Below are 25,264 nucleotides of genomic sequence, written 5' to 3' on the forward strand. Positions count from 1 at the left end.
GTTAGTGGAAAAACTCAATGGTGAAAAAGGAATGGAATGCACGGCGGCGGAATAAATGATATGGAAAGGAAGAATCAGCTTTTATTTTGAATTGATTTATAAAACTGTCCCTTTTCCGCATATTCCCGTACGATTCGCTCCATGTCTTTCCGGTCCTCTTCGGTTATGTCTCGAATTACTTTTGCCGGTCGGCCGAATGCCATTGTGTTCGGCGGGATAATTTTGCCGGGTGGAACAAGGCTGCCTGCACCAATGAATGCGCCTTCACCAATTTCGGCATTGTCTAATACAATCGATCCCATCCCGATCAGCGCTCCTTTTCTCACTGTGCAGCTATGTAAAATGACTTGATGGCCAACGGTAACATTATCTTCCAGTGTAAGCGGATTGTTTGGGCTTTGGTGTAAGACGGAATTGTCCTGCACATTGACACGATTGCCAATGGAGGTTGGTGCCACATCACCACGAATGACAGTGTTGTACCAGATCGTCGATTCCTCGCCAATTGTCACATCACCTGTAATTGTTACGTAGTCTGCTATGAATGCTGATTCTGCAATGCACGGTTCTTTGCCTTGATACGGATAAATCATTTTGGAACCCCTTTCTTTTTATGAATCTATCGTTTTATTTTATCGGATGGGAAAAGATTTGTATAATAGAAAAAACGGTGATCGTTTTTGAAGGAGAGAATACATATGTGGAAATGGGAATGTGAGGGAAACCCCAAAGGTGTGATCGTTATGGTGCACGGCGCGCTTGAGCATCACGGACGGTATGGCTGGCTCATTGAAATGTGGCGCCAAAGTGGTTTCCATGTCGTTATGGGGGATTTGCCAGGACAGGGAATGACATCGCGATCAAGGCGCGGGCATATTTCGTCCTTTACTGAATATACAAAAGAAGTTTCTGAGTGGGTGAGGGCAGCCTATCAATTTGATCTACCGGTCTTTTTGCTCGGTCACAGCATGGGCGGCTTAATTATCACCCGTTATTTACAGGAGCAAAAACCGGAGCTGGCAGGTGTTATCTTATCGTCGCCACTTTTTAAAATGAAACATGCTCCCTCAAAACATTTACATATGGTGTCGCACGGGCTCAATTCCGTTACACCATCATTAAAATTTGATGCCGGCATCACAGTTGAGATGTCAACTCGCAACGAAGAAGTACGGACGCTCGACCAGGACGATCCGCTGTTTGTCCGAAAAGTGTCTGTCCGCTGGTATCGTGAAATCGTGCAGGCGATTAAAATTGCGGCAGCGGGTCCCGGGGAATTACCAGATATTCCGCTGCTTATTATGCAAGCCGGTGATGACAAAGTAACGGATGGCAGTGCCGTGCGGGCATTTGCGAAGAAAATTGATGTGTCCGAGCTGCAGTATAAAGAATGGCCGGGGTTGTATCATGAAATTTTCAACGAACCAGAGCGTGAAATTGTGTTTCGGTATACGCTTGATTTTGTTCACAACCGATTACGTGGACTCGGTTTTATTATTGAAAAGTGAGGTAACTTGATGACTGTCCCTAATAATTCGCTTTTATTAATGCGAAAAATTTATAAAGACATTTTTCCGGCAGTAAAAGCGGAATGGAGTAAATGGAAATTGCTAACGGAAAGAATTCCAGACCCGGAACTTCGCCGCCAGGCAATTGATGTATATGATAAAAAGTATTTTCACTGTGAAGCGGGTGGAGTGATTTCAATGCTTGCGGGTGATAAATCAGCGGATGCAATCTCATTTATTGTACCTTATCAGCTTATTTGTGATTATCTCGATAATTTATGCGACCAGACGAAGTCGTTTAACCCGGATGATTTTGCAGCCTTGCATGAAGCGCTTCGTGATTGTTTTTTTCCAGATCAGCCAAAAAGCGATTACTACCGTTTTCGTGATACGAAAGACGATGGAGGTTACTTAAACGCCCTGGTTGATGGATGCAGGGGCATTGTGGCAAAGACCGCTTCGTTTGCGTCTGCAAAGCCATATGTCTTGGAATTAAGCCGGTACTACAGTGAATTGCAAATTCATAAACACGTCCGCGAAGAAGAACGTGAAGAGCGGTTGATCCGCTGGTTTGAAAGCTATAAGGCGGATTTGCCGGAAATGTCATGGTATGAATTTTCTGCTTGCACTGGTTCCACCGTTGGCGTATATTGCTTACTATCGTGTGCAATGCAGCCGGCCTTTACCCCGACATATGCGAAGATGGTGCGTGACTGCTATTTCCCATTTGGCCAGGGCATTCATATACTGCTGGATTATTATATTGATCAGGAAGAAGATCTTGAAGATGGCGAGCTGAATTTTTGTACGTACTATGAAGATGAATCGATTATGATGGACCGATTTTTATACTTTTTAAAGAATGCGAAAGAAGGTACAAAACGGCTCCCGCATGCGAAATTTCATTCGTTTTTAATCGAAGGGATTGTCGCAGTATACTTGTCCGAGGAAAAAGCAGCAGGAAATAAGAGTGTACGTCATTATTGCCGAAAGCTTGTTCATACAGCTGGTCCGGCTAGTATGTTCTTTTATTGGAACGGCCGCACGTATAAAACGTACAGAAAGCTGCGCAGGCGGGCACATTAATGGATTTTTCGCGTGGTCCGAAATAGAATGGACACACGAGGTGAAAGGCATGAAAATAAATATATTAGACCAGTCGCCGATTTCGGAAGGGAAAACGGCGGAAGAATCATTAATGGAGACCGTCGAACTTGCACAGTTCGCAGAAAAACTCGGTTACGGCCGTTTTTGGGTTTCAGAGCATCATGATTCGACGACGCTTTCCGGTTCATCCCCGGAAGTATTGATTTCTTATTTAGCGGCAAAAACAAATACGATGCGGATCGGTTCCGGAGGTGTAATGCTGACGCATTACAGTGCCTATAAAGTCGCTGAAAATTTCCGTTTGCTTTCAGGACTTGCACCGGGCCGGATTGACCTTGGTATTGGCCGAGCGCCAGGCGGTATGCCGCGGGCATCATTTGCACTTTCGGAAGGACGGAAGAGGGAAGTGGAACGCTTTCCTGAACAAATTGATGATTTGCTTTCATTTCTGCACGATCGCCCTGTGCCCCATATATATAACGGGGTGCGGGCCACTCCTATTGTTCAAATACCCCCTGAATTGTGGCTGCTCGGGTCGAATTTGTCGAGTGCAGTGCTGGCAGCTGAAAAAGGGCTTCCCTATACGTTTGCAAGGTTTATAAACGGAGAAGGCGGTCCGGATCTTCTAAAGGCATACCGTCAGCGGTTCCAGCCTTCTGTTCATTTAGACAAGCCAAAAAGCATGGTCGCTGTATTTATTATTTGTTCAGAAACAGATGAAGAAGCTGACTATTTGGCTGGCAGCCTTGATTTGTCGCTTATGATGGCCGCACAAGGCATGAAATCAAACGGAACGCCATCTCCTGAAAAGGCCGCTGCTTATTCGTACAATAAATATGAACAAGTACATGTCGAAGAAAATAGGAAGCGAATGATTGCCGGCGGTCCGGAGACCGTTCAATCTGAACTTATTCGACTAAAGGGAGAATATAAAACAGACGAAATAATGGCTGTGACGATTATGTATGACTTTGAGAAAAAGAAACGATCATTTGAACTATTGGCCGAAGTGGCAAAAACGATATAAAACGACGCCCGCAGACATTGTAGTCTGCGGGCGTTTGATTTCTACGGCCGGAACATTTAAAGCTGGGCCGTATTTTGTTTGCTGCGTGCCGAATTTCAAATTTTTCGGTCTTTAGCAAAAAGAATCCGGCCCATAAAAAATGTTTTCGGCTGCTATGCCGCATATTCCGGTCTAAAAACCATCATCTTTTTTCTATTGCAATAATAAACGGCGGATTGTTCGCCTGGTTGATAAATTCATACCTCATTACATGTGCCAGCTGTTGATCCAGTGATTCTGCAAACGAAACAACGGCATCACGTTCTAAGGCTCCTTCTTCGTGGCCGTGGTATATAACAAGAACAATCAAGCCGCCTGGCCGCAGCATGTCAAACAAATCACGAACAGCCTGAATGGTTGTTTCCGGTTTCGTAACAATCGTTTTATCGCTTTTTGGTAAATAGCCGAGATTGAAAACGGCAGCGGTCAGTTGTCCGTGATGCTCAGCTGGTATTAAATTCTTCGCTTTTTCATGTCCTGATTGAAAAAGGGTGACTCGGTTTGCGACATTTTCCTGCTTTAAACGTTCACCCGTTTTTTTCAAAGCCTGCTCTTGTACGTCAAAAGCAAAAACATGTCCTGATTCACCAATGAGATTTGCTAAAAATAGGGTATCGTGCCCATTTCCTGCTGTAGCATCAACTGCAAAACAACCTGGAGAAACAGCCTTTTCCAGCAGCAAACGGGCAAATGGTAAAATACCGTCCAGTGTCATGACTCTACAACCGCTCCTTTATAAAACTTCCCCTGCCAGCTTACGCGGCGGATGAGTTCCGCATCAATAGCGTTTAATACTGCCCATTTGTTGACACTCCACATTGGGCCGACCATTAATTCGATCGGACCGTCGCCGGTAATGCGCTGGACAATCAATTCAGGAGGCAAAATTTCAAGCTGGTCGCAGACAAGATTGACATAATCATCGAATGATAAAAATTCCAGCAATCCTTTTTCATATTGTTTTACAAGGGGCGTGCCTTTTAATAAATGAAGGAGATGAATTTTAATGCCCTGTACATCAAGGTCCGCAATAGCCTGTGCCGTTTCCATCATCATTTCTGGTGTTTCGAGCGGCAGGCCGTTAATGAGATGGGAGCAGATACGAATGTTGTGATTGCGCAGTTTTTTAACACCTTCTGCATATGTCTGAAAATCATGGGCGCGGTTAATAATGCGCGCTGTTTTTTCATGCACCGTCTGCAAACCAAGCTCAACCCATAAATAGGTTCGTTCATTCAGCTCGGCCAGATACTCGACAACGTCATCTGGCAAGCAGTCCGGGCGGGTTGCAATCGATAAAGCCACGACGTCATCCTGATTTAAGACAGACTCATACTTTTCCCGAAGTACATCGACCGGCGCGTGCGTATTTGTATATGCTTGAAAGTAGGCCATATATTTGCCATCTTTCCATTTTTTATGCATTTTCATTTTTATATCGTGAAACTGTTTCTCTAACGGATCGACTCGATCACCTGCAAAATCACCGGAACCGGCTGCACTGCAAAAAGTGCAGCCGCCAAAAGCAACAGTACCGTCTCGGTTTGGACAGTCAAAACCGGCATCAAGTGCCACTTTAAAAACTTTATGTCCAAAATGATTGCGCAGATGATAATTCCACGTATGATACCGTTTGTCGTCACTTGCGTACGGAAACGGATTAGTCATCGTAATTCCTCCTTTAATACTCGACTAAAATTTTAACATGAACAGGGTCATGGGTAAAATGCGCTTGCATATTAAGCGAAGTTTTTTTACAATGAGTGTTAAAGGTTTATAATGAAGAGAGCCGGTGGATGGTGCAGGCCGGTTGACTCGCCGCGTACATTCACAATTGGGTGGTACCACGGGAAGAGACAGTTCTCTCCTGTCCCATATTTGGGGCGGGAGTTTTTTCATTTGTCGATTACATAAGATGGAAGGCAGGTTCAACGTATGAATTTCAATCATAAGCAAATTGAACAAAAATGGCAGCAGTACTGGGAAGAAAATAAAACGTTTAAAATGAATGATGAGACGGATAAACCGAAATTTTATGCGCTGGATATGTTCCCGTATCCATCCGGTGCCGGGCTTCACGTCGGTCATCCGGAAGGCTATACAGCGACGGATATTTTAAGCCGCTTTAAACGGATGAATGGATACAATGTGCTTCATCCAATGGGATGGGATGCATTTGGGCTTCCAGCGGAGCAATATGCGCTCGATACAGGAAACGATCCGGCTGAATTTACCGAGCAGAATATTAACAATTTCCGCCGTCAAATTAAGTCGCTTGGCTTCTCATACGACTGGGACCGTGAAATTAATACGACGGATCCGAACTATTATAAATGGACACAGTGGATTTTCCTTCAGTTATATAAAAAAGGGCTTGCTTATGTCGATGAAGTACCTGTGAACTGGTGCCCGGCGCTCGGAACCGTTTTGGCGAACGAAGAAGTCATCGACGGAAAATCAGAACGCGGCGGCCATCCTGTTGAACGACGTCCAATGAGACAGTGGATGCTGAAAATTACGAAATATGCAGACCGCTTAATCGAGGACTTAGAAGACTTGGACTGGCCTGAAAGCATTAAGGAAATGCAGCGCAACTGGATCGGCCGTTCAGAAGGAGCTGAAGTTACGTTTGCGATTGACGGTTATGATGAAACATTCACCGTATTCACAACACGTCCGGACACATTATTTGGCGCGACATATGCAGTGCTCGCTCCGGAACATCCTTTTGTTGATAAAATTACGACAGCGGGGCAAAAATCAGCTGTTGAAGCATATATTAATCAAGTGAAATCAAAAAGCGACCTTGAACGGACCGATCTGGCAAAAGATAAAACTGGTGTGTTTACAGGCGCATACGCGATCAATCCGGTTAACGGCGAAAAAATGCCGATCTGGATTGCTGACTACGTATTGATCACATACGGAACAGGTGCGATTATGGCAGTTCCTGCACATGATGAACGTGACTATGAATTCGCAAAAAAATTCGACATTACGATTAAAGAAGTCGTTGCCGGTGGAAATGTAGAGAAAGAAGCATACACAGGTGACGGACCTCATGTAAATTCCGGCTTTGTTGACGGATTAAATAAAGAAGAAGGCATTAAAAAGATGATCGAGTGGCTGGAGAAAGAAGGAGTCGGTACGAAAAAAGTAACATACCGTCTCCGCGATTGGCTGTTTAGCCGCCAGCGTTATTGGGGTGAGCCGATTCCAATTATTCACTGGGAAGATGGGACAACAACTGCAGTACCTGAATCTGAACTTCCACTTGTCTTGCCTAAAACGACTGAAATTCGTCCATCCGGTACAGGGGAATCACCGCTTGCGATCATTGAAGACTGGGTAAACGTGGTAGATCCTGAAACAGGCAAGAAAGGCCGCCGCGAAACTAATACAATGCCGCAATGGGCAGGAAGCTGCTGGTATTACTTGCGTTTTATTGATCCGGATAATTCTGAAGCACTTGCAGATCCCGAAAAACTGAAACGCTGGCTGCCGGTTGATATTTACATTGGAGGCGCCGAACATGCCGTCCTGCATCTTCTTTATGCGCGTTTCTGGCATAAGGTATTATATGATATCGGTGTTGTTCACACGAAAGAGCCGTTCCAAAAATTATTTAACCAGGGCATGATTCTTGGTGAAAACAATGAAAAAATGAGTAAATCAAAAGGCAATGTTGTCAATCCTGATGAAATCGTGGAAAGTCATGGTGCCGATACTCTTCGTCTTTATGAAATGTTCATGGGGCCATTAGAAGCTTCTGTTGCGTGGAGCACAACCGGTCTCGACGGTGCACGCCGATTCCTTGACCGCATCTGGCGCCTGCTTGTTTCGGACGATGGATCTTTAACATCGAAAATAACAGAAAACGGTTCAGAACTTGAAAAAGTGTATCATCAAACGGTGAAAAAAGTAACGGAAGACTATGAAGGACTCCGGTTTAATACGGCTATTTCTCAGATGATGGTCTTTGTTAATGAAGCAAACAAAGCAGAAACAATTCCAGCTGAATTTGCCGAGGGTTTTGTCAAGCTATTGTCGCCGCTTGCACCGCATCTTGCAGAAGAATTGTGGGAAAAGCTTGGCCATAAAGAAACTGTAACATACGAAGCTTGGCCTGCGTTTGATGAATCAAAGCTTATCGATGACGAAGTGGAAATTGTTCTTCAGTTGAACGGCAAAGTGAAAGCAAAGTTAATGGTTTCAAAAGACGCAACTCGGGAACAAATGGAAGAGATTGCCCTTGCAAATGAAATATTCAAAGAAGAGCTTGCCGGCAAAACGGTTCGCAAAGTGATTGCTGTTCCAGGGAAACTTGTGAACGTAGTAGCTAACTAAATTTGAAGGGATGATGAAGATGATTCCAACAATTACAGCAGAAGAAGTAAGACAAAAAATTGAAAACGGCGAAAATATCTCGTTGATCGATGTGCGTGAAGATGACGAAGTCGCTCAAGGGATGATTCCGCAGGCTGAACATATTGTAATGGGTACTATTCCAGAAAATTTAGATCGTCTGGATAAAGAAACAGACTACATTATTATTTGCCGTTCAGGTGTGCGCTCAGAAAATGTAGCACGCTACTTGATCGGAAATGGCTACAAAGCAATAAACATGACAGGCGGCATGCTTGATTATACTGGCGAAACAGCGCCGAAATGAGAAAAAGACTGTGCGAGAAAATCGCACAGTCTTTTTCGTTGTTCTCAGGACTAGGTTGTTTTGTTATCGGATTTTATAGCTGCATTTGTACCGGCAATATGTCCGGTAATGAGAGCTGCAGTAATATTGTACCCTCCGGTGTAGCCGTGAATGTCGATAATTTCACCACAGAAAAAAAGACCCGGTTTCTTTTTGGATGCCATCGTTTTTGGCTCTATTTCTTTTACTGACACGCCGCCTCCCGTAACGAATGCTTTTTCGAGCGGCAATGTACCGTTTACGGCAATTTTAAATGATTTCATCAATGAAGCAAGTTCTCGTATCGCAGTTTCTGAAATTTGATTGCCTGGTGTATCTAAATCAATTCCTGCCCTTTCAAGTAAAAAGTGTAAATAACGCTCCGGCAAAAGTCCTTTTAAACTGTTTTTTACCGCTTTTTTTGGCTCTTCTTTCAAGCATTTGCGTATGGTCATACCTGCATCATGTTCGTTGCCATCCGGCCATGCATCAATCACCATCGTAACAGGTGATCCATTTTTCTTCAATTCTTTGACTACATACTGGCTGCATCGCAATGCAGCAGGTCCAGACAGACCGAAATGGGTAAACAGCATATCCATCCGGTGTGTTACAAGCGGTTTGCCTTTTTTATTCAGCACGGATAATCCGACGTCACGAAGTGCAAGTCCTTGCATGGAACGATTCACAATAAACGGTTCTTTCGAGGTGATCGGTACTTCTGTTGGGAACAGCTCAGTCACCGTATGGCCGGCGCGCTCTGCCCACGGATATCCGTCACCTGTTGACCCGGTTTGCGGTACGGCTTTGCCTCCTGTTGCGAGCACCACAGCGCCGGCGCGAATTTCTTCGCCAGATTTAAACCGGATTCCTACTACACGTTCCTCATTTATCAGTAGTTTTTGAACGGGGGACTCGAGACGCATGTCAACGCGCAGCCGCTTCAGTTCACCGAGCAGGGCTTCAACAACGTCCTGGGCCCGGTTTGATACAGGAAACATCCGGCCATGGTCTTCTTCTTTTAATTTAACACCGAGGCTTTCAAAAAATCGGATAATGTCCTCATTGCTAAAAACAGAGAAGGCGCTGTATAAAAACCGGCCATTTCCTGGGATGTGACGGATGATTTCTTCCACCGGGAGCCGGTTTGTTACATTGCACCGTCCGCCGCCGGAAATTTGCAGTTTATTCCCAGGTTTTTTCCCTTTATCAATTAACAATGTTCGTGCTCCTGCCCGCCCTGATGCAATAGCGGCCATCAGCCCCGCAGGACCTCCGCCTACAACGATTACGTCATACATACATGTCACCTCATATTTAAACTTTGTTCATTATAGCAGACGGGAAATAAATTGTCAGAAACGATTGGAAGAGTTACACTATTTAGTGGTGTTCTATTTTAAAAATGAGGGATTAAACATGTCATCCAATTTAATACGAGGAACGTTCATTTTAACGCTCGGAACGTTTATCTCCAAGTTTTTAGGCCTTTTTTACGTTATACCGTTTTATAAAATTATCGGCGGGGAAGAAGCGGCGGCATTGTATAGTTATGGTTATGTGCCATATACTATTTTTATCAGCATTGCGACGGCCGGTGTCCCGCTTGCGGTATCAAAGTACATCGCAAAATATAATGCGCTCGAAGAATATGCTGTCGGGCGAAAATTGTTTAAGTCCGGACTCTTGCTAATGACGCTTACCGGATTTTCCGCTTTTCTTATTATGTACATGTTTGCACCGTTTTTTGCGGAACTGTCTATTCCAGACAGCGAGCAGGTTTATACGGTTGAACAAGTGACGACCGTTATTCGGGCAGTAAGTTTTGCGCTAATTATTGTGCCGTTTATGAGTTTAATGCGCGGCTTTTTTCAGGGGCATCAGTCAATGGCTCCATCAGCTGTCTCTACGGTTGTTGAGCAAATTGCCCGCATCGCCTTTTTGCTGACAGGCGCTTATGTAGTCATTCACATAATGGGCGGTTCGGTTGTCATGGCAATCAGCGTAGCGACATTTGCCGCTTTTATTGGTGCGATATTCGGTCTGCTTGTCTTATTCTGGTATTTTTTCAAACGAAAAAAACATTTGGATGAGTTGCTGAAAAAAAATAAGGGACAGGCGGACGTTTCACTTACCGGCATGTACTCGGAAATTGTCCTTTATGCGATTCCTTTTATCTTTGTCGGCATAGCGATTCCGCTTTATCAGCTTATTGATACAGTGACGTTTAACCGGGCGATGGCTGAAATTGGTCTTGCAAGTCAGGCGGATGCTGCATTTGGAATTTTAAATTTCAGCACACAGAAACTTGTCATTATTCCCGTTTCACTGGCGACGGCTTTTGCGATGACGCTCGTACCTCTTGTGACAAAGTCTTTCGTCTCAGGAGACCACGGAGTTGTGAAACGGCAGCTTAATCAAACATTTGAAGTTCTCCTTTATTTAACGATCCCGGCAGCAGTCGGCATTGCCCTGTTGGCTGAACCGCTTTATACGGTTTTTTATGAACATAGTGAACTCGGTACAGATGTACTGCGCGTGTATGCGCCAGTAGCTATTTTATTCGCCATGTTCTCGGTCACAGCGGCCATTTTACAGGGAATTAATGAACAGCGCTTTACGGTGCTCAGTTTGCTGACAGGGATTTTAGTGAAATTAACGTTAAATATGCCGCTCATTAAATTATTCGAAACAGAAGGAGCGGTTTACGCAACAGCGCTTGGATATCTCACGTCCATTGCAATGAATTTGTTCGTGATCCGTCATTACGCGGGCTACTCACTTCGTCCCATTGCAAAAAAAATTGCTTTGATTGTCTTGTTTAATGGTGCGATGGCGGTTGTTGTGCTCGGGTTAAATGGTGTTCTTTCACTATTGCTTTCCCCTGAATACTTATGGACAGCATTGCTGAATGTGATGATCTGTGCTGTTGCAGGTGCTATCGTATATTTCGCGCTCAGCAGCAAAGCTGGTCTGCTTGAGGCGCTTTTCGGCTCACGGCTTGATGGGATAAAACGAAAACTTCGCTTGAAAAAAGCATAAAGGAAAAGAGGAACAATATGCGTCTTGATAAAATGCTGGCAAATTCCGGGATGGGGTCCCGGAAAGAAGTGAAAAAGCTTTTGAAAAGCGGAGGCGTCACGGTTAATGGAAAAATGGTGAAAGATGCGAAAACACATGTTGATCCGGAAATGGATCAGGTGCACCTTTTTGACGAACCTGTTGAGTATCGCGAATTCGTCTATTTAATGATGAATAAACCAGATGGGGTTATTTCGGCAACGGAGGATAGCCGTGATGAAACAGTGATTGATTTGCTTGATGAGATTCATCGCCATTTTGACCCTCATCCGGTAGGCAGGCTCGATAAAGATACTGAAGGCATGCTGCTGTTAACAAATGACGGGCAATTATCCCATAGCCTGCTGTCTCCAAAACGCCATGTGCCAAAAACGTATTTTGCCCGTGTTAAAGGCCGGGTGACAGAAGAAGATATTGAAGCATTCGCGAATGGCGTGACACTGGAAGATGGATATGCAACAAAGCCGGCTGACCTCGTTATTCTATCGAGCGGCGAGGAATCTGAAATTGAACTGACGATTACAGAAGGAAAGTTTCATCAAGTAAAGCGGATGTTTTTAGCAGTTGGAAAAGAGGTACAATATTTAAAACGCTTATCGATGGGACCGCTCGGGCTGGATGAATCATTAGAACTTGGAGAATATCGGGAATTAACGGTTGAAGAAATAGAGTTATTAAAAGGAAACTGAAAAAACGGCTGTCCACTAATGGGACAGCCGTTTTTATATAAGAATTTTAGGAAGTCATTCGTACTTTTTTTTCTGTTGTCGTCCATTTTCCGCGTGTGGGACTAACGACGAGCTCATTATAAGCTAGTACATTTAAGTCGCGTTGAATGGTGCGTGGGGTGATGCCAAACTCATCTACAAGATCCTGTGTGGTCACAGTGCCATTTTCTTTAATAAACATGTAGACGGATTTGATTCGATTTAGCATCCGATTTGTAGTCGGTTTCAAAAAACCACTCCCTCATCTTTTTTCCCTGAGGCATAACAACAGCAGTCGGCAGCAACAAAAACTTATCAAATGAATGAAGTGTCTCAGACATCTCCTTTGCAATATAGTGTAAAGTGTCTGACAATTAAAGTGTACTGTATTTATTCATATTTTGCTAGAAAAAAAGCTGAATTTACAATATATTTACCTTTTTTTCATGATCTTATCCCTTAAACCGGAAAAAAACATCATTTATAAAATATATACAGAAAATTCACAATCATTCTTTCAGCGTCAAAATTGGTTTGTAAAACAGATCCATTGTAAACTATAAATATGGGGGGAGTCACATGAACAAAATGAACTGGATGGACGAAATACTTAAACGACGTGATGATTTTACAGCGGATCTTCAAAAACTCATTCAAATTCCGAGTGTTAAAAGTGAAGAGGAAAAAAATGAGAAAGAAGCACCATTCGGGAAGCAGGTAAAAGAAGCGCTCGATTATATGATAACACTCGCGGAAAAAGATGGGTTTCAAGTAAAAAATATAGATAATGTCGCAGGCCATATAGAAATGGGAGAAGGGGATGAATTAATCGGTATCTTATGCCATGTCGATGTTGTCCCCGAAGGAGACGGCTGGACGCGTGAACCGTTCGGTGGTGAACTAGAATCAGGGAAAATATTCGGCCGTGGGGCGATTGATGATAAAGGACCGACGATGGCTGCTTATTATGCAATGAAAATGGTGAAGGAACTCGGCATTCCACTTGAAAAGCGGGTTCGGATGATTGTCGGTACTGATGAAGAAAGCGACTGGCTTTGCGTTGATCGCTATTTTAAAACGGAAGAAATGCCGGATGTCGGCTTTGCTCCAGATGCTGATTTTCCAATTATTTTTGCGGAAAAAGGGATTGCTGATGTACAAATTGATATGCAGGTGCCGCCGCCGGGTTTAGCGGATGTAGTCATGACGTTATTTGATTCAGGACGCAGGTATAATATGGTGCCCGATTTTGCCCGTGCCTCTTTAGTAATTGATCAAAATCATACACTATTCTTGCAAAGTTACACAGAATATATAGAAGAGAACAATTTGAATGGCAGTTATCACATTGACAGCGGTGTTGTTGTGCTTGAAATAAACGGCCGATCTGCCCATGCAATGGAGCCCGATCTCGGCCAAAATGCTGCGTTGTCTTTAGCGGCATTTTTAAGCAGGCAGCATCTTGATAGGGCTTCGGCCGCATATATACAATTTATACTGCGTTATTTTGAAGGTGATACACGCGGCCGGGCGCTAGGTATAGCTGCAACAGACGAGGAAATGGGCGATGTAACAGTGAACGCAGCCATTTTTCGCTATGAAAAAGAGAAATTGGCTCAAATCGGTGTTAATATCCGATATCCAGTTTCATTCCCATTTGATAATGAAATGATATCGCTAAAGGAACGAATCGAAAAAGAATGGGCCTCCATACAAATTGTTTCAAATAGTGAACCTCATTACGTGAACCCGAATGATCCGTTTATCGAAACACTGAAACGTGTGTATGAGGAGGAAACAGGGAAAAAATCTGAACTGCTGTCGATCGGGGGAGGAACGTATGCAAGGGCTCTTAAAAGAGGTGTCGCATTTGGTGCACTGTTCCCTGGCAGACCGGACGTGGCTCATCAAAAAGACGAATACGCCTTTTTAGGAGATCTGTTACAAGCCGCCTCCATTTATGCCCGTACGATTGTGGAACTAGCAGGGAAATAAACGTGAATAGACTTTATAAAAAAAATTCCCGCCTCTTCGTTTTATAGGCGGGATTACAGTATAGCTTATTCATATTGAAAGACGTCAGTTGACAAGTATCGTTCACCGGTATCTGGCGCAATACAGATCACGATATCGTCTTTCGTCAATGTTTTTGCCACTTCAATGGCCGCAAAACAAGTAGCACCGCCTGAAGGACCGATTAAAATGCCTTCTTCAGCAGCTAACCTGCGTGTAATATTATATGCATCGTCATCTTCAATTTTAAAGATCGAGTTGTATACCTCTGTGTTGAGCGTTTTTGGTACAAAGCCGGGACTTGTGCCGACAAGCTTATGCTTACCGGGCTTGCCGCCAGATAAAACAGGTGATCCAGCTGGCTCAACGACGTGAACAGTTAAATCTGGATACTGTTTTTTTAATTCTTCGCCTGTACCGGTAATTGTTCCGCCTGTACCCGCACTCGCGATAAATGAGGCGAAATTTTTGCCAATTTGATTAACTGCGTCAATAATTTCAGCCGCAGTTGTTTCACGGTGGGCATCCGGATTTGCCGGGTTGTCAAATTGCATCGGGATAAAACTTCCAGGTATTTCTTCGGCGAGTTCAATCGCTTTTTTGATAGAGCCGGGCATTTTTTCATCCCCTGGAGTTAACACGACTTCAGCACCGTATGCTCTTAAAATGTTGATCCGTTCTTTTGTCATTGTATCGGGCATGACAAGAATCGATTTGTATCCGCGCGCGGCAGCATTCATGGCGATGCCGATGCCGGTATTTCCGCTCGTTGGTTCAATAATTGTTGCACCCGGTTTCAGTTTCCCTGATTTTTCTGCTTCAACGATCATATTATAAGCAGCGCGGTCTTTTACGCTTTTGCTTGGATTATAAAATTCCAATTTCACATAGACGTCTGCTCCATCTTCAGGTGACAGACGCTGTAATTTGACGACAGGTGTATCGCCGATCAAATTGGCTATATTATTTACTACTTTCACTTATGTCACCCTTTCTATTTCTTTATATTAAACCATATCACTCTTATAAATCCAATGAATATACACAGATTAAAAATATCATGATCATTCTGTTCTACATTATTTTTGTTAAACAAAAGAAAGAATTTGGACGAAATAAGGAGTGGAGAAAATGAAGTCGAAACCTCATTATTTTTTTGCTGTTGTCATACCTGATGATGTGAAAAAAACCATTTATCACGAGATGAAACGGCGTCAATTTCCATTTAAGCGTTTTACTCACCCCGATGATTATCATATTACACTGTCATTTATCGGGGCAGCAGAAGAAAATGCTCTTCTGGAAGCTTGCACACTTATTAAACAAAAGTTACTAAATGAACGGCCTTTTCAAGTAACGCTGTCATCATTTCATACGTTTGGCACCCCGTTATCTCCCCGCATTTTCTGGGTGGGAATGGATGAATCTGAAGCACTTTACCGTCTTCAGTCACACGTGGCGGACGCGTGTCGTAAAGCAGGCTTCATACTTGATAAAAAACCATTCCGTCCTCATGTGACTACAGCAAGAAAGTGGATTGGAGAGGGTCCGTATAAACCTGGTTCCGAACCGGAGTGGCCGTCTTTTCAGATAAATGAAGTTGCCTTGTATGAAACGAACAGTATGAATGAACCGCGATATACAAAAAAATGGTCGCATTTCTTAAACTTGAGGAAAGAGGAATAATGCATGGCGCAATTAATTAAACTACAAAATTACATATCACGATATGAAAACGATCTCTTCCATTATCCAGCGCGCTACGTCCGTTTGAAAAAACAGGAATGGGAAAAGTTTTACGCGAACTGGGAACGTCAAAAAAGAGAACCTTTTTCCGAACCTGCACAATTGGAAGACAACTGGATGATTGAACCGGAAAAAGAAAAAGTCGGTTTGTTTCGATCGTTGTTTTCTAAAAAAGAACGTTCGATTCCAGAAGAGGAGATGACAGTCCAGGAGACAGAAGAAGAAACCATGTTTTCGATTAACGAAACAGAATCAAAAATGTTGTACACAGAAGATGATGCAAAGAAGCTGTTTGTAGAAAAAATGTATCACTTCCAAGTGAAATGGGCGAGTTCTACACTTCTCCATAAGTCGCCGCTTGATCATAAATATTTTGTCGATGAACGGTTGAAATTTTTGCTGAAAAGGCTGCCTGATACATTTCTTGTTTTGTACGAGCCGGTTTTTCGTTTGCAAAAGGCGGTTGTTGAACTGGATGTTGTCATCATTACTCCGGTAGAAGTATGGTGTATTACCTTTTTAGAAGATCAAAATAACGCTGTCTTTGCAGGTGCGCCGGAACGATTTTGGACGAAACGATTCAGCAATAAGGAAACGAGGATCCTAAGCCCAATCGTACCGCTTTCCCGAACGGAAACGCTAGTTAAGAAACTTTTGCACCATGAAAAAATTGAGATCCCTGTTCGAAAAGCAATATTATCGCGAAATGGCTATATTGATTATCCCGGTGCGCCGGCCGATATTGAATATATTGATAAACGTACATTCGACAGCTGGTTTCAACACATGCGGACCATGTCATCACCGCTTAAAACGAATCAGCTGAAAGCAGCAAAAGCATTACTAGACCACGCAGACACAATCAGCATCCGCCGCCCAGAATGGGAAGAGGAGGAATCCCAATGATTAACACCCGTCCATTTCATGCATATTTGGACAAATTAAATGAAGTGACCATTCTTTTGCCAAAGCATTATTATAATGGACAATCTGCTTCTTTTTATCTTGAGAGCGGGCATGTTGTAACGAGAATGACAATTGTTGAAAAGCAGGAACTTGATACAACGGTAAAATACGTCTGCCGATCCCAAGAAATACCGGATTTCGGTAGAGAGCATGTCATTCTTGATGAACGATTGATGCGGACAGACCTTCAGATGGGTGCGGTCATTCGTACGGAAGAGTTTGATCAATTATTTTACTACGACGGAGAACTCGGTGCGATATACTCGAATGAACAAACAACCTTTCGTGTTTGGGCGCCAACTGCAACGGAAGCATTTGTGAAATTTAAAGAAAAAGCGGACAGCCCGCTTCGCTATATTCCGATGGAACGAGGTGCGTCAGGCACATTTGAGGCTGTGCTTAACGAAGATACGGAAGGGTATTTTTATCACTACCAGGTCCGTATTAATAACGTGTGGCATGAAGCTGTCGATCCATACGCAAAAATGGTGTCTGTACACAGTGAGTGGGCGAGAGTTGTCAATCTAGAAAATATGGATGTTCCAAAGCATTCATTGCCGCCGTTTTCTTCACCGCTGGATGCGGTGATTTATGAAGCGTCAATCCGGGACTTGTCCGTTCAGCCCGAAAGCGGTATTAAAAGACGGGGAATGTATGCAGGGTTGGCGGAAGAAGGAACCCAAAGCCCAGATGGACAGCCAACAGGATTGGATTATGTGGCATCACTCGGGATCACACACATTCAATTTTTGCCATTTTTTGATTTTTTCGGAGTATCGGATATTGATTCATCTGCGAACTATAACTGGGGCTACAACCCGCTTTTTTTTAATGTACCTGAAGGCAGTTTTAGTACGGATCCGTCCGATTTATACGCTCGGTCCCTTGAATTAAAAAAAATGATTGAAGCGTTTCATAAAAAAGGGATTCGCGTCATTATGGATGTAGTGTATAATCATGTTTTTGTCCGGGAAACTTCTTCATTTGAACGTCTTGTACCGGGTTACTTTTTTCGTCATGGATCAGACGGGATGCCATCGAATGGTTCAGGCTGCGGCAATGATTTTGCTTCTGAGCGGAAAATGGCTCGGAAATTCATATTGGAGTCTCTTCAGTATTGGCTTACAGCGTATAATCTGGACGGCTTTCGCTTTGACTTAATGGGACTGTTGGATGTGGAAACGATGCAGGAAGTAGTGAAACAAGTTCGTGAACATAAACAGGGAGCCATTATATTAGGAGAAGGCTGGGATTTAAACACAGCTCTTCCATCAGAGAAAAAAGCAACAATTCAGAATGAGCAGCAGCTACCGGAAGCAGCGTTTTTTAACGATCGTTTTCGTGACTCCATTAAAGGAAGCACATTTCAGTTATTTGAAACGGGGTTTGCGTTTGGCAATAACCAATTGATGGATCGAGCATTTGCCGCTTTTACTGCAAATGCAGGCTGTGCCGGGGGCGACCGTCTATTTCATTCACCGGTGCAATCTGTAAACTATGTAGAGTGTCACGATAATTATACGCTCTGGGATAAACTTGAAGCGTGTTTCCCTGGTGATTTGCTACAAAATAAACGAAAGCACCGTCTCGCTACAGCATTTGTTTTATTGTCACAGGGCATTCCGTTTTTGCATGCGGGGCAGGAATTTTGCCGCACGAAACATGGTGTTGAAAACAGCTTTACGAGTTCGGATATCATTAACCAGATTGACTGGCGGCGCCGGGGTGAGTTTATCGACAATGTTGACTACGTGAAACGATTAATCGCTTTACGAAAAAAACATGGCGCATTCCGGCTTCGTTCAGAAGAAGCAATCTGCTATCACATTGTTAAATGGCCATCTAATGCGGATACGCTTTCCATATGGTTAAAGGATGTTGGCGCGTACGGTGAGTGGCATGACCTTCTTCTTTCATTTAATGCTGGCGCATCGGTATCAAGTTTTTCGCTTCCTGATGGTGAACTATGGAGTCAAATTGTGTCCGGTTCAAAAGCAGAAGTTACGCCATTTGAAACAGAACTGTCAACCGGACATGTGGATGGATTTAGCTGTGCTGTTTTTGTCCGGTAGTTTCTTGTCGAATTGAGCTGGCAGAAACCTCTTTTTCATGGTACAATACTTCATACGATAACAGGAACGTAAAAAGACAGCGATTGTTTTTCGAAGCGGCTGCTGTCTTTTTTTTATGAAAAGGTGAGACATTGTGGAACATTTTCTTGGCAGAGACTGGGAGATCACGCCGGCAGGAGGCGTAACCGGCAAAGCATTTTTTGCTAGACATGGGGGAAAAGAGCTGTTTTTAAAACGGAACTCTTCGCCTTTTCTTGCTATGCTTTCAGCAGAAGGAATCGTTCCGAAACTTGTCTGGACGAAGCGCCTTGAAAATGGTGATGTCATTTCCGCACAGCATTGGATGAATGGGCGTGAACTGGCTCCGGATGAAATGGAGTCTGGAAGGGTCGCAAGATTAATGGGGAAAATCCATTCATCGAATCCCCTGTTATCCATGCTAAAGCGGCTTGGAAAAAAGCCCTTTTTGCCATCGATGATGCTTCATGAAATTCATTCACGTGTCGATGTTTTATATACGCATCCGGATATAGCAGCGGCAGTAAGGTTTCTCGAAACGCAGCTGCCATCTGTGCCGGAAACACAGTTTGTCGTTTGCCATGGGGATGTTAATCACCATAACTGGCTTTTATCTGACGAAGACGAGCTTTTTTTAATTGACTGGGACGGTGCAATGATTGCCGACCCGGCGATGGATATTGGCACACTTCTGTTTGGCTACGTTGAACGGGAGAAATGGTCTGACTGGCTTTATGAATATGGTATTGAATTGACACCGTCTTTTTATAGACGGATGAAATGGTACGCAGCTGCGCAGATGCTTTTATGGATTGAATGGAACCGGGAAAAAAGCCGCTTTCATGACATGAATAGAATCATTGCTGCACTGCACCGGTTGATGATTGATGATAAGAATTTATTTGGAAATGGAGAGACAAAGCACGATGCGTTTAAGAAATAAACCGTGGGCACGTGAAAAAATTAATGCTCATCCACAATTTATTATCCCTGAACCGTCCAAAGTAAAAGGACGCTGGCAAGAAGTGTTTGGCAACGACAACCCAATTCATATTGAAGTGGGAAGCGGAAAAGGGCAATTTGTTGCAGGTATGGCGAAACAAAATCCTGATGTTAACTATATCGGTATTGAGCTGTATGAGAGTGTTATCATCACCGCGCTTGATCGTTTAATTGAAGCAGATTTGCCAAATGTTAAGCTTTTAAATGTAGATGGATCCGATCTTCTCGATTATTTTGAAAAAGGTGAAGTAGGACGAGTTTACTTGAACTTTTCAGACCCGTGGCCGAAAACGCGGCACGCAAAGCGCCGTTTAACGTATAAGTCATTTTTGAATTTGTATGAAACGATTATGCCGGAAGGCGGCGAAGTTCATTTTAAAACAGACAACCAGGGGCTTTTTGAATACTCATTAAAAAGCTTTTCGGAATACGGCATGCTGCTTACGTTTGTCAGCCTTGATCTTCATAAGAGCGCTTTTGAAGGCAACGTAATGACAGAATACGAAGAAAAATTTTCTTTAAAAGGACAGCGCATTTACCGGTCGGAAGCGAGATTCAAACCTGCACACATAAAAAGCTCAAACGGTTAACCGTTTGAGCTTTTTTTATAAATTGACAGACTGTACGTTTAAAAGCGTACCTGTTTTGGCGTCCGCCGCAAATTCAAATTGTTCATTTCCTGTATCGCCAGGACGGGAAATTCCGCCTTTATATACTAATACACGAAATCCGTTATTTTCATACTCTTCGGGTTTCATTTGAATCCAGGAGCCGTCCACAGGTCCATTTTGTTTAAAGGTTTCTTTTATTTGCTTTAATACTTTTTCAGGCGGCACGTTCATCGATTCGGAAGTTTGCTTTTGAATAAGAAAGGCTGCTGCTGCTCCAGCGGCTGCACCGATCAAAAAAGCTGTACGATCGCACTTTTTCATAATTTCATCCCCCTGTTTCTCAAGTTATTTTCATTCAAGTATACAGGAAATCATCCGTTCAGAAAACAATAATGCGCTTCATTCCAAACTCCGGTCTATTTCCGTTATAATGAGGAAAATGAAAGAACGAGAGGGGACTTATCATGAATCAAGAAACAAAAGCCATGTTTAAAACATTAACAGAGCTGCCAGGCGCACCTGGAAATGAACATGCGGTCCGTGCATTTATGAAAAGAGAAATGGAGCCGTTTGTAGACTCAATCATTCAAGATGGCCTAGGCAGTTTGTTTGGTGTGAAAAGAGGAGTTGACAGCGGACCGCGCATAATGGTTGCTGGACATATGGATGAAGTAGCGTTTATGGTGACGGCCATTACTGAAAATGGAATGATTCGCTTTCAGACACTTGGGGGCTGGTGGAATCAAACGATGCTTGCCCAACGTGTGCAAATTCTGACGAAAAAAGGCCCGGTAGAAGGTGTTATTTCATCGACACCTCCTCATTTATTGACGGAAGATCAGCGAAACAAACCAATGCAAATTAAAAACATGCAAATTGATATAGGCGCAGATGACAAGGCAGATGCTGAAGAGATCGGAATTAAACCAGGGCAGTCCATTTTGCCGGTATCAACGTTTACACCGCTTGCCAATCCAAAAAAAATCATGGCGAAAGCTTGGGACAACCGGTACGGATGCGGTCTGGCAATTGAACTGTTAAAAGAGCTTCATGGAAAAACATTGCCGAACATGTTATACTCCGGTGCAACTGTCCAGGAAGAAGTTGGACTGCGCGGTGCACAAACAGCTGCAAATTTAATTAATCCAGACTTATTTTTTGCTCTTGATGCTAGTCCAGCGAATGATGCCTCTGGAGACAAAAAAGAATTTGGACAACTCGGCAAAGGCGTGTTGCTGCGTATTTTTGACCGCACGATGGTCACACATAGAGGGATGAGAGAATTTATTCTTGATACCGCAGAATCAAACAACATCCCATATCAGTATTTCGTTTCGCCGGGCGGGACGGATGCAGGACGTGTTCATACAACTGGAAACGGCGTGCCGAGCGCGGTCATCGGTATTTGTTCTCGTTACATTCATACCCATTCGTCGATTATTCATACAGATGATTACGATGCGGCAAAAGCATTGCTTGTCAAACTTGTGACATCCCTTGATGAGACAACCGTAAATACAATTAAAAATAGTTGAAAGAAGGTATAACGTTTTATGTCTATAATGAAACTCAAAAAAAAACTTGAGGAAGCTTTAAAAAAAGAGAACCGGACGATTGCTTTTGACCGCGAAAAAGAAGAAATGCGCGTTGAAAATAGCAATACGAAAAAAGGAGTAACTGTCGCACTTGGCGGTATACTAGCAAAATTCGAAGGAAATGTTGATAAAGCAGCAGAAGAAACGATTTATTATATAAATGAAGCGTTAAATGCGTTTGATGGAAGTGGAGGAAAGGAAGAAGAAAAGCGATTTTTTCCTGTAATTCGTGCGGCATCTTTCCCTGTAGAAGCAGAAGAAGGCGTTCCTTTGTTTTATGATGATCATACTGCAGAAACACGTATTTATTATGCGGTGGATCTAGGTTCAACATACCGGCTAATCGATAAAAAGTTCATGCAGAAGGAAAATTGGACTGCGGAGCAAATCCGTGAAATTGCCCGCTTTAATCTTCGTTCTCTTCCGCTTGAAATGAAGCAGGATACGGTGGCTGGAAATATTTTTTATTTTTTAAATTCTAATGATGGATATGATTCAAGCCGTATTTTAAATGATCGGTTTTTAAAAGAAATGAGCGAGAGAGTCGAGGGTGATATGACGGTTTCTGTACCGCATGGCGACGTGCTTATTATCGGCGATATTCGGAACGAAACAGGCTATGATATACTTGCCCAAATGGCGATGAGCTTTTTTGCCGCAGGCCGCGTCCCCATTACCGCACTTTCATTTATATATGAGGACGGTCACCTGGAGCCGGTCTTCATTATGGCGAAAAACCGTCCGCAAAAAGGCTGACTTCCTTTGCGGGCGGTCTTTTGTTCCCCCTATCTATTTTCCCAAAATTCCGTTTTTCTGTTAACAAATCTCACTTTGCTGTTACAATAAAAAGACATCAACTAGAAAGAGTGGATAAGGATGAGCATATTTAAAAAAATTCTCTCCTATTTTAGAGAAGAAATTTACATCATTGATGAAGAAGAAATTGAACCATCGAAAACTGAGCAAAAAAAACAGGAAGAAGCCATTGAACATCATGGTTCTCATATAAAACAGAATACGGAAAGTAAGCCGGAGCGGCGTGTTCCGTTAAACAGTTCGTTGGAGCCTGCACATCAAATTTCAACCCGTGTTGCATACCGTTACCCAACAGTAAAGCGGAGCAATAATAATGTTCAACCGCGTATGAGAAAGAGCCGCGCAGATACAGAAGTGGTTAAGCCGGTGCAGCATTACGAGCATGAAAATCGATCACTGGAGGATCGTGTTCAACCGCGCTCCTTCCGGCCGACAGAAATTCCGTCTCCTATTTATGGCTTTCATGAGCGTCCAGTGAAAGGAGAATTGCAAACTGTCCGGGGTGAAGAGCGGGAAAAACAAAAGGAGCCGCTTCTTTTATTAACAAATGAACATATAAATAAGCCGATGAAAATCAAAAAAACAGAGCCTAGTGAAGTTTTAAAGGAAGAAAGACCGGTTGAAGGAGATGTAAAAAAGGCTCCGTATAATAACGAAGAAGGAAAATTGCCGCCAGCTGAGCGGCGGGCACGTTCAAAAGAGAGACGCCATTCTCCGTTTAATGTTGTCATGCTAAAAAAAGATCGTGAAAAACTGACAGCAGCCCCGGCTTTAAAGGCGCAGACACCGGTACCAATGGAAGTGAAAAAAGAGCCGCCAGTGGTTATAAAAGAAGCGATGAACCGCCCGCCGCTCTCCTTTTTAACGCCGCCTGCTAAAAAAACTGTCGATGATTCATGGATACGTGAAAAAACGGAACGGTTAAACGATACGTTTAAGAGCTTCAACATCGATGCAAAAGTAACTGGGGTAACGACTGGACCGTCGATTACTCGTTTCGAAGTAACACCGTCTATCGGAGTAAAGGTAAGTAAAATTTCCAGTTTAATAGACGACATAAAGCGAAGTCTGGCAGCCAGAACACTTCGGATAGAATCGCCAATTCCAGGCACAGAAGTAGTAGGCATTGAATTGCCGAACGAAAAAAGCCGGCCGGTTTTTATTAGTGAAATCATCAGCCACAGTGAATTTCAGATGGCCCGATCACCTTTAACTTCCGCACTCGGTCTTGACATTGCAGGTGAACCGGTTGTGCTTGACTTGCAAAAAATGCCGCACGGACTTATTGCCGGTGCAACAGGATCTGGAAAAAGTGTTTGCATTAACTCAATATTAGTAAGCTTACTGTATAAAGCGGCACCACATGAATTAAAATTGCTGTTAATTGATCCGAAAATGGTCGAGCTGACACCTTACAACGGAATTCCACATCTTGCCAGTCCGGTTATTACTGACGTCAAAGCGGCCACAGCTGCATTAAAATGGGCAGTTGAAGAAATGGAACGGCGGTATCAGCTGTTTGTCCACGCCGGGGTGCGGGACGTTGCTTCCTACAATGCAAAGGTAAAGGAGTCAGAATATAACGAGCCCCATTTACCGTACCTTGTCATTATTATTGATGAACTAGCCGATTTAATGATGATGGCACCAGGTGAAGTAGAAGAAGCCATTTGCCGGATTGCTCAAAAAGCGCGAGCATGCGGCATTCACTTAATTGTTGCTACGCAGCGTCCATCGGTTGATGTCATCACGGGACTTATTAAAGCAAATATTCCGACAAGAATTGCTTTTTCTGTCTCATCTCAAATAGATTCTCGGACCATATTAGACAAAGTCGGTGCGGAGAAATTACTTGGCAAAGGCGATATGCTGTTTTTAGATAATGGAGCAAGCGAAGCAGTCAGACTACAGGGGACATTTGTCACGAACGAAGAAATTGATGAAGTTGTCCGCTTTGTCAGTGAACAGCAAAAACCGGATTATTTATTTAAACAGGAAGAACTGCTGCAAAAAGCAACGGTTCAGGATGAAGAAGATGAACTGTTCCAAGAAGCATGCGAATTTGTTGTCAGACAGGGTGGTGCCTCAACATCTATGCTGCAGCGGAAATTAAAAGTCGGCTATAATCGTGCTGCCCGGTTAATTGAAATGATGGAAGAACAAGGGCTCATCTCAGGTCAGCGAGCCGGCCGTCCTCGTGAAGTGCTTGTTTCCGAGGAAGAGTTATTTGCTCTTTTAGACGAGACAAATGAAAGAACGATTTAGC

Annotated in this window: 23 protein-coding genes; 16 read left to right on the forward strand and 7 right to left on the reverse strand. The window is 43.4% G+C overall.

From position 1 onward, the window contains the following. Positions 1-74: 74 nt before the first annotated feature. Positions 75-593 (reverse strand): gamma carbonic anhydrase, encoded by a 519-nt coding sequence (locus tag BTO28_RS05520; protein ID WP_076764537.1) that lies wholly within the window; start codon positions 591-593, stop codon positions 75-77. Between the two features lie 105 nt (positions 594-698). Here BTO28_RS05520 and BTO28_RS05525 point away from each other — a divergent pair, with 105 nt between their 5' ends. Genes BTO28_RS05525 through BTO28_RS05535 form a run of 3 tightly spaced genes read left to right on the forward strand, consistent with a single transcriptional unit; the run spans position 699 to position 3,642 of the window. After that, positions 699-1,508: an alpha/beta hydrolase gene (locus BTO28_RS05525; RefSeq protein WP_076764538.1), complete on the forward strand. Its 810-nt coding sequence runs from the start codon at positions 699-701 to the stop codon at positions 1,506-1,508. A gap of 9 nt (positions 1,509-1,517) precedes the next feature. Further along, on the forward strand, positions 1,518-2,594 hold the full coding sequence (locus BTO28_RS05530; RefSeq protein ID WP_076764539.1) for a tetraprenyl-beta-curcumene synthase family protein: 1,077 nt from the start codon (positions 1,518-1,520) through the stop codon (positions 2,592-2,594). 49 nt (positions 2,595-2,643) lie between these two features. Beyond that, entirely contained in the window at positions 2,644-3,642 is a 999-nt protein-coding gene (locus BTO28_RS05535) for an LLM class flavin-dependent oxidoreductase (RefSeq protein ID WP_076764540.1), read from the forward strand. Positions 3,643-3,823: 181 nt separating this feature from the next. Here the strand turns inward: BTO28_RS05535 and BTO28_RS05540 are convergent, their stop codons facing one another. Both BTO28_RS05540 and BTO28_RS05545 read right to left on the reverse strand, forming a co-directional pair. Next, complete coding sequence (locus tag BTO28_RS05540) at positions 3,824-4,396, reverse strand: class I SAM-dependent methyltransferase (RefSeq protein ID WP_076764541.1); 573 nt, start codon at positions 4,394-4,396, stop codon at positions 3,824-3,826. Beyond that, a complete protein-coding gene (locus tag BTO28_RS05545) occupies positions 4,393-5,349 on the reverse strand; it encodes a TIGR01212 family radical SAM protein (RefSeq protein WP_076764542.1) in 957 nt (318 codons plus the stop codon). The genes BTO28_RS05540 and BTO28_RS05545 overlap by 4 nt, the downstream gene beginning before the upstream one ends. A gap of 267 nt (positions 5,350-5,616) precedes the next feature. On the opposite strand from BTO28_RS05545, the gene leuS reads away from it, so the two are divergent. Both leuS and BTO28_RS05555 read left to right on the forward strand, forming a co-directional pair. Continuing rightward, positions 5,617-8,028 carry a leucine--tRNA ligase gene (gene leuS, locus BTO28_RS05550; protein WP_076764543.1) on the forward strand — a complete coding sequence of 804 codons (2,412 nt, stop codon included), beginning with the start codon at positions 5,617-5,619 and terminating at the stop codon, positions 8,026-8,028. Between the two features lie 13 nt (positions 8,029-8,041). Continuing rightward, positions 8,042-8,353 (forward strand): rhodanese-like domain-containing protein, encoded by a 312-nt coding sequence (locus BTO28_RS05555; RefSeq protein ID WP_076764544.1) that lies wholly within the window; start codon positions 8,042-8,044, stop codon positions 8,351-8,353. A gap of 50 nt (positions 8,354-8,403) precedes the next feature. Here BTO28_RS05555 and BTO28_RS05560 read toward each other — a convergent pair whose 3' ends face one another. Continuing rightward, entirely contained in the window at positions 8,404-9,672 is a 1,269-nt protein-coding gene (locus BTO28_RS05560) for a BaiN/RdsA family NAD(P)/FAD-dependent oxidoreductase (RefSeq protein WP_076764545.1), read from the reverse strand. A 118-nt stretch (positions 9,673-9,790) separates the two neighbouring features. Between BTO28_RS05560 and BTO28_RS05565 the strand changes: the two genes are divergently transcribed. Beyond that, positions 9,791-11,413 carry a putative polysaccharide biosynthesis protein gene (locus BTO28_RS05565; RefSeq protein ID WP_076764546.1) on the forward strand — a complete coding sequence of 541 codons (1,623 nt, stop codon included), beginning with the start codon at positions 9,791-9,793 and terminating at the stop codon, positions 11,411-11,413. Between the two features lie 17 nt (positions 11,414-11,430). Further along, positions 11,431-12,141, forward strand: a complete 711-nt coding sequence (locus tag BTO28_RS05570) for a pseudouridine synthase (protein WP_076764547.1) — start codon at positions 11,431-11,433, stop codon at positions 12,139-12,141. Positions 12,142-12,187: 46 nt separating this feature from the next. On the opposite strand, the gene BTO28_RS05575 is transcribed toward BTO28_RS05570, so the two are convergent. Continuing rightward, complete coding sequence (locus BTO28_RS05575) at positions 12,188-12,409, reverse strand: DeoR family transcriptional regulator (protein WP_076764548.1); 222 nt, start codon at positions 12,407-12,409, stop codon at positions 12,188-12,190. A gap of 329 nt (positions 12,410-12,738) precedes the next feature. Between BTO28_RS05575 and pepV the strand changes: the two genes are divergently transcribed. Beyond that, entirely contained in the window at positions 12,739-14,154 is a 1,416-nt protein-coding gene (gene pepV / locus BTO28_RS05580) for a dipeptidase PepV (RefSeq protein ID WP_076764549.1), read from the forward strand. A 65-nt stretch (positions 14,155-14,219) separates the two neighbouring features. On the opposite strand, the gene cysK is transcribed toward pepV, so the two are convergent. Beyond that, a complete protein-coding gene (cysK, locus tag BTO28_RS05585; RefSeq protein ID WP_076764550.1) occupies positions 14,220-15,152 on the reverse strand; it encodes a cysteine synthase A in 933 nt (310 codons plus the stop codon). 151 nt (positions 15,153-15,303) lie between these two features. Here cysK and thpR point away from each other — a divergent pair, with 151 nt between their 5' ends. The 5 genes from thpR (at position 15,304) to trmB (ending at position 20,566) form a co-directional block, all read left to right on the forward strand. After that, positions 15,304-15,858, forward strand: coding sequence for an RNA 2',3'-cyclic phosphodiesterase (gene thpR, locus BTO28_RS05590; RefSeq protein ID WP_076764551.1), 555 nt, complete (start codon positions 15,304-15,306; stop codon positions 15,856-15,858). Positions 15,859-15,861: 3 nt separating this feature from the next. Then, entirely contained in the window at positions 15,862-16,824 is a 963-nt protein-coding gene (locus tag BTO28_RS05595; protein ID WP_076764552.1) for a nuclease-related domain-containing protein, read from the forward strand. Beyond that, positions 16,821-18,956, forward strand: coding sequence for a type I pullulanase (gene pulA, locus BTO28_RS05600; RefSeq protein ID WP_076764553.1), 2,136 nt, complete (start codon positions 16,821-16,823; stop codon positions 18,954-18,956). The genes BTO28_RS05595 and pulA overlap by 4 nt, the downstream gene beginning before the upstream one ends. Positions 18,957-19,089: 133 nt before the next feature. Next, positions 19,090-19,917, forward strand: a complete 828-nt coding sequence (locus BTO28_RS05605; protein ID WP_076764554.1) for a phosphotransferase family protein — start codon at positions 19,090-19,092, stop codon at positions 19,915-19,917. Continuing rightward, complete coding sequence (gene trmB / locus BTO28_RS05610; RefSeq protein ID WP_076764555.1) at positions 19,901-20,566, forward strand: tRNA (guanosine(46)-N7)-methyltransferase TrmB; 666 nt, start codon at positions 19,901-19,903, stop codon at positions 20,564-20,566. Before BTO28_RS05605 ends, trmB begins: the two co-directional genes overlap by 17 nt. A gap of 15 nt (positions 20,567-20,581) precedes the next feature. On the opposite strand, the gene BTO28_RS05615 is transcribed toward trmB, so the two are convergent. Further along, positions 20,582-20,908, reverse strand: coding sequence for a peptidase M4 (locus BTO28_RS05615; RefSeq protein ID WP_076764556.1), 327 nt, complete (start codon positions 20,906-20,908; stop codon positions 20,582-20,584). 143 nt (positions 20,909-21,051) lie between these two features. Between BTO28_RS05615 and BTO28_RS05620 the strand changes: the two genes are divergently transcribed. The 3 genes from BTO28_RS05620 (at position 21,052) to BTO28_RS05630 (ending at position 25,263) form a co-directional block, all read left to right on the forward strand. Further along, complete coding sequence (locus tag BTO28_RS05620; protein ID WP_076764557.1) at positions 21,052-22,122, forward strand: M42 family metallopeptidase; 1,071 nt, start codon at positions 21,052-21,054, stop codon at positions 22,120-22,122. 18 nt (positions 22,123-22,140) lie between these two features. Next, positions 22,141-22,938 (forward strand): DUF1444 domain-containing protein, encoded by a 798-nt coding sequence (locus BTO28_RS05625; RefSeq protein WP_076764558.1) that lies wholly within the window; start codon positions 22,141-22,143, stop codon positions 22,936-22,938. A gap of 120 nt (positions 22,939-23,058) precedes the next feature. Then, on the forward strand, positions 23,059-25,263 hold the full coding sequence (locus tag BTO28_RS05630; protein ID WP_076764559.1) for a DNA translocase FtsK: 2,205 nt from the start codon (positions 23,059-23,061) through the stop codon (positions 25,261-25,263). Position 25,264: the final 1 nt, after the last annotated feature.

It is taken from the genome of Domibacillus epiphyticus (assembly GCF_001975785.1).
GTDB classification, from domain to species: Bacteria; Bacillota; Bacilli; order Bacillales; family Domibacillaceae; genus Domibacillus; species Domibacillus epiphyticus.

What these genes read in the sequence shown, in the direction of transcription:
- BTO28_RS05625 (WP_076764558.1), top strand. Translation starts at nt 22,141, where the DNA reads ATGTCTATAATGAAACTCAAAAAAAAACTTGAGGAAGCTTTAAAAAAA.
- pulA (WP_076764553.1), top strand. Translation starts at nt 16,821, where the DNA reads ATGATTAACACCCGTCCATTTCATGCATATTTGGACAAATTAAATGAA.
- BTO28_RS05535 (WP_076764540.1), top strand. Translation starts at nt 2,644, where the DNA reads ATGAAAATAAATATATTAGACCAGTCGCCGATTTCGGAAGGGAAAACG.
- BTO28_RS05520 (WP_076764537.1), bottom strand. Translation starts at nt 593, where the DNA reads ATGATTTATCCGTATCAAGGCAAAGAACCGTGCATTGCAGAATCAGCA.
- BTO28_RS05545 (WP_076764542.1), bottom strand. Translation starts at nt 5,349, where the DNA reads ATGACTAATCCGTTTCCGTACGCAAGTGACGACAAACGGTATCATACG.
- BTO28_RS05620 (WP_076764557.1), top strand. Translation starts at nt 21,052, where the DNA reads ATGAATCAAGAAACAAAAGCCATGTTTAAAACATTAACAGAGCTGCCA.
- BTO28_RS05555 (WP_076764544.1), top strand. Translation starts at nt 8,042, where the DNA reads ATGAAGATGATTCCAACAATTACAGCAGAAGAAGTAAGACAAAAAATT.
- BTO28_RS05560 (WP_076764545.1), bottom strand. Translation starts at nt 9,672, where the DNA reads ATGTATGACGTAATCGTTGTAGGCGGAGGTCCTGCGGGGCTGATGGCC.
- leuS (WP_076764543.1), top strand. Translation starts at nt 5,617, where the DNA reads ATGAATTTCAATCATAAGCAAATTGAACAAAAATGGCAGCAGTACTGG.
- BTO28_RS05565 (WP_076764546.1), top strand. Translation starts at nt 9,791, where the DNA reads ATGTCATCCAATTTAATACGAGGAACGTTCATTTTAACGCTCGGAACG.
- BTO28_RS05595 (WP_076764552.1), top strand. Translation starts at nt 15,862, where the DNA reads ATGGCGCAATTAATTAAACTACAAAATTACATATCACGATATGAAAAC.
- BTO28_RS05530 (WP_076764539.1), top strand. Translation starts at nt 1,518, where the DNA reads ATGACTGTCCCTAATAATTCGCTTTTATTAATGCGAAAAATTTATAAA.
- BTO28_RS05615 (WP_076764556.1), bottom strand. Translation starts at nt 20,908, where the DNA reads ATGAAAAAGTGCGATCGTACAGCTTTTTTGATCGGTGCAGCCGCTGGA.
- trmB (WP_076764555.1), top strand. Translation starts at nt 19,901, where the DNA reads ATGCGTTTAAGAAATAAACCGTGGGCACGTGAAAAAATTAATGCTCAT.
- thpR (WP_076764551.1), top strand. Translation starts at nt 15,304, where the DNA reads ATGAAGTCGAAACCTCATTATTTTTTTGCTGTTGTCATACCTGATGAT.
- pepV (WP_076764549.1), top strand. Translation starts at nt 12,739, where the DNA reads ATGAACAAAATGAACTGGATGGACGAAATACTTAAACGACGTGATGAT.
- BTO28_RS05570 (WP_076764547.1), top strand. Translation starts at nt 11,431, where the DNA reads ATGCGTCTTGATAAAATGCTGGCAAATTCCGGGATGGGGTCCCGGAAA.
- BTO28_RS05630 (WP_076764559.1), top strand. Translation starts at nt 23,059, where the DNA reads ATGAGCATATTTAAAAAAATTCTCTCCTATTTTAGAGAAGAAATTTAC.
- BTO28_RS05540 (WP_076764541.1), bottom strand. Translation starts at nt 4,396, where the DNA reads ATGACACTGGACGGTATTTTACCATTTGCCCGTTTGCTGCTGGAAAAG.
- BTO28_RS05525 (WP_076764538.1), top strand. Translation starts at nt 699, where the DNA reads ATGTGGAAATGGGAATGTGAGGGAAACCCCAAAGGTGTGATCGTTATG.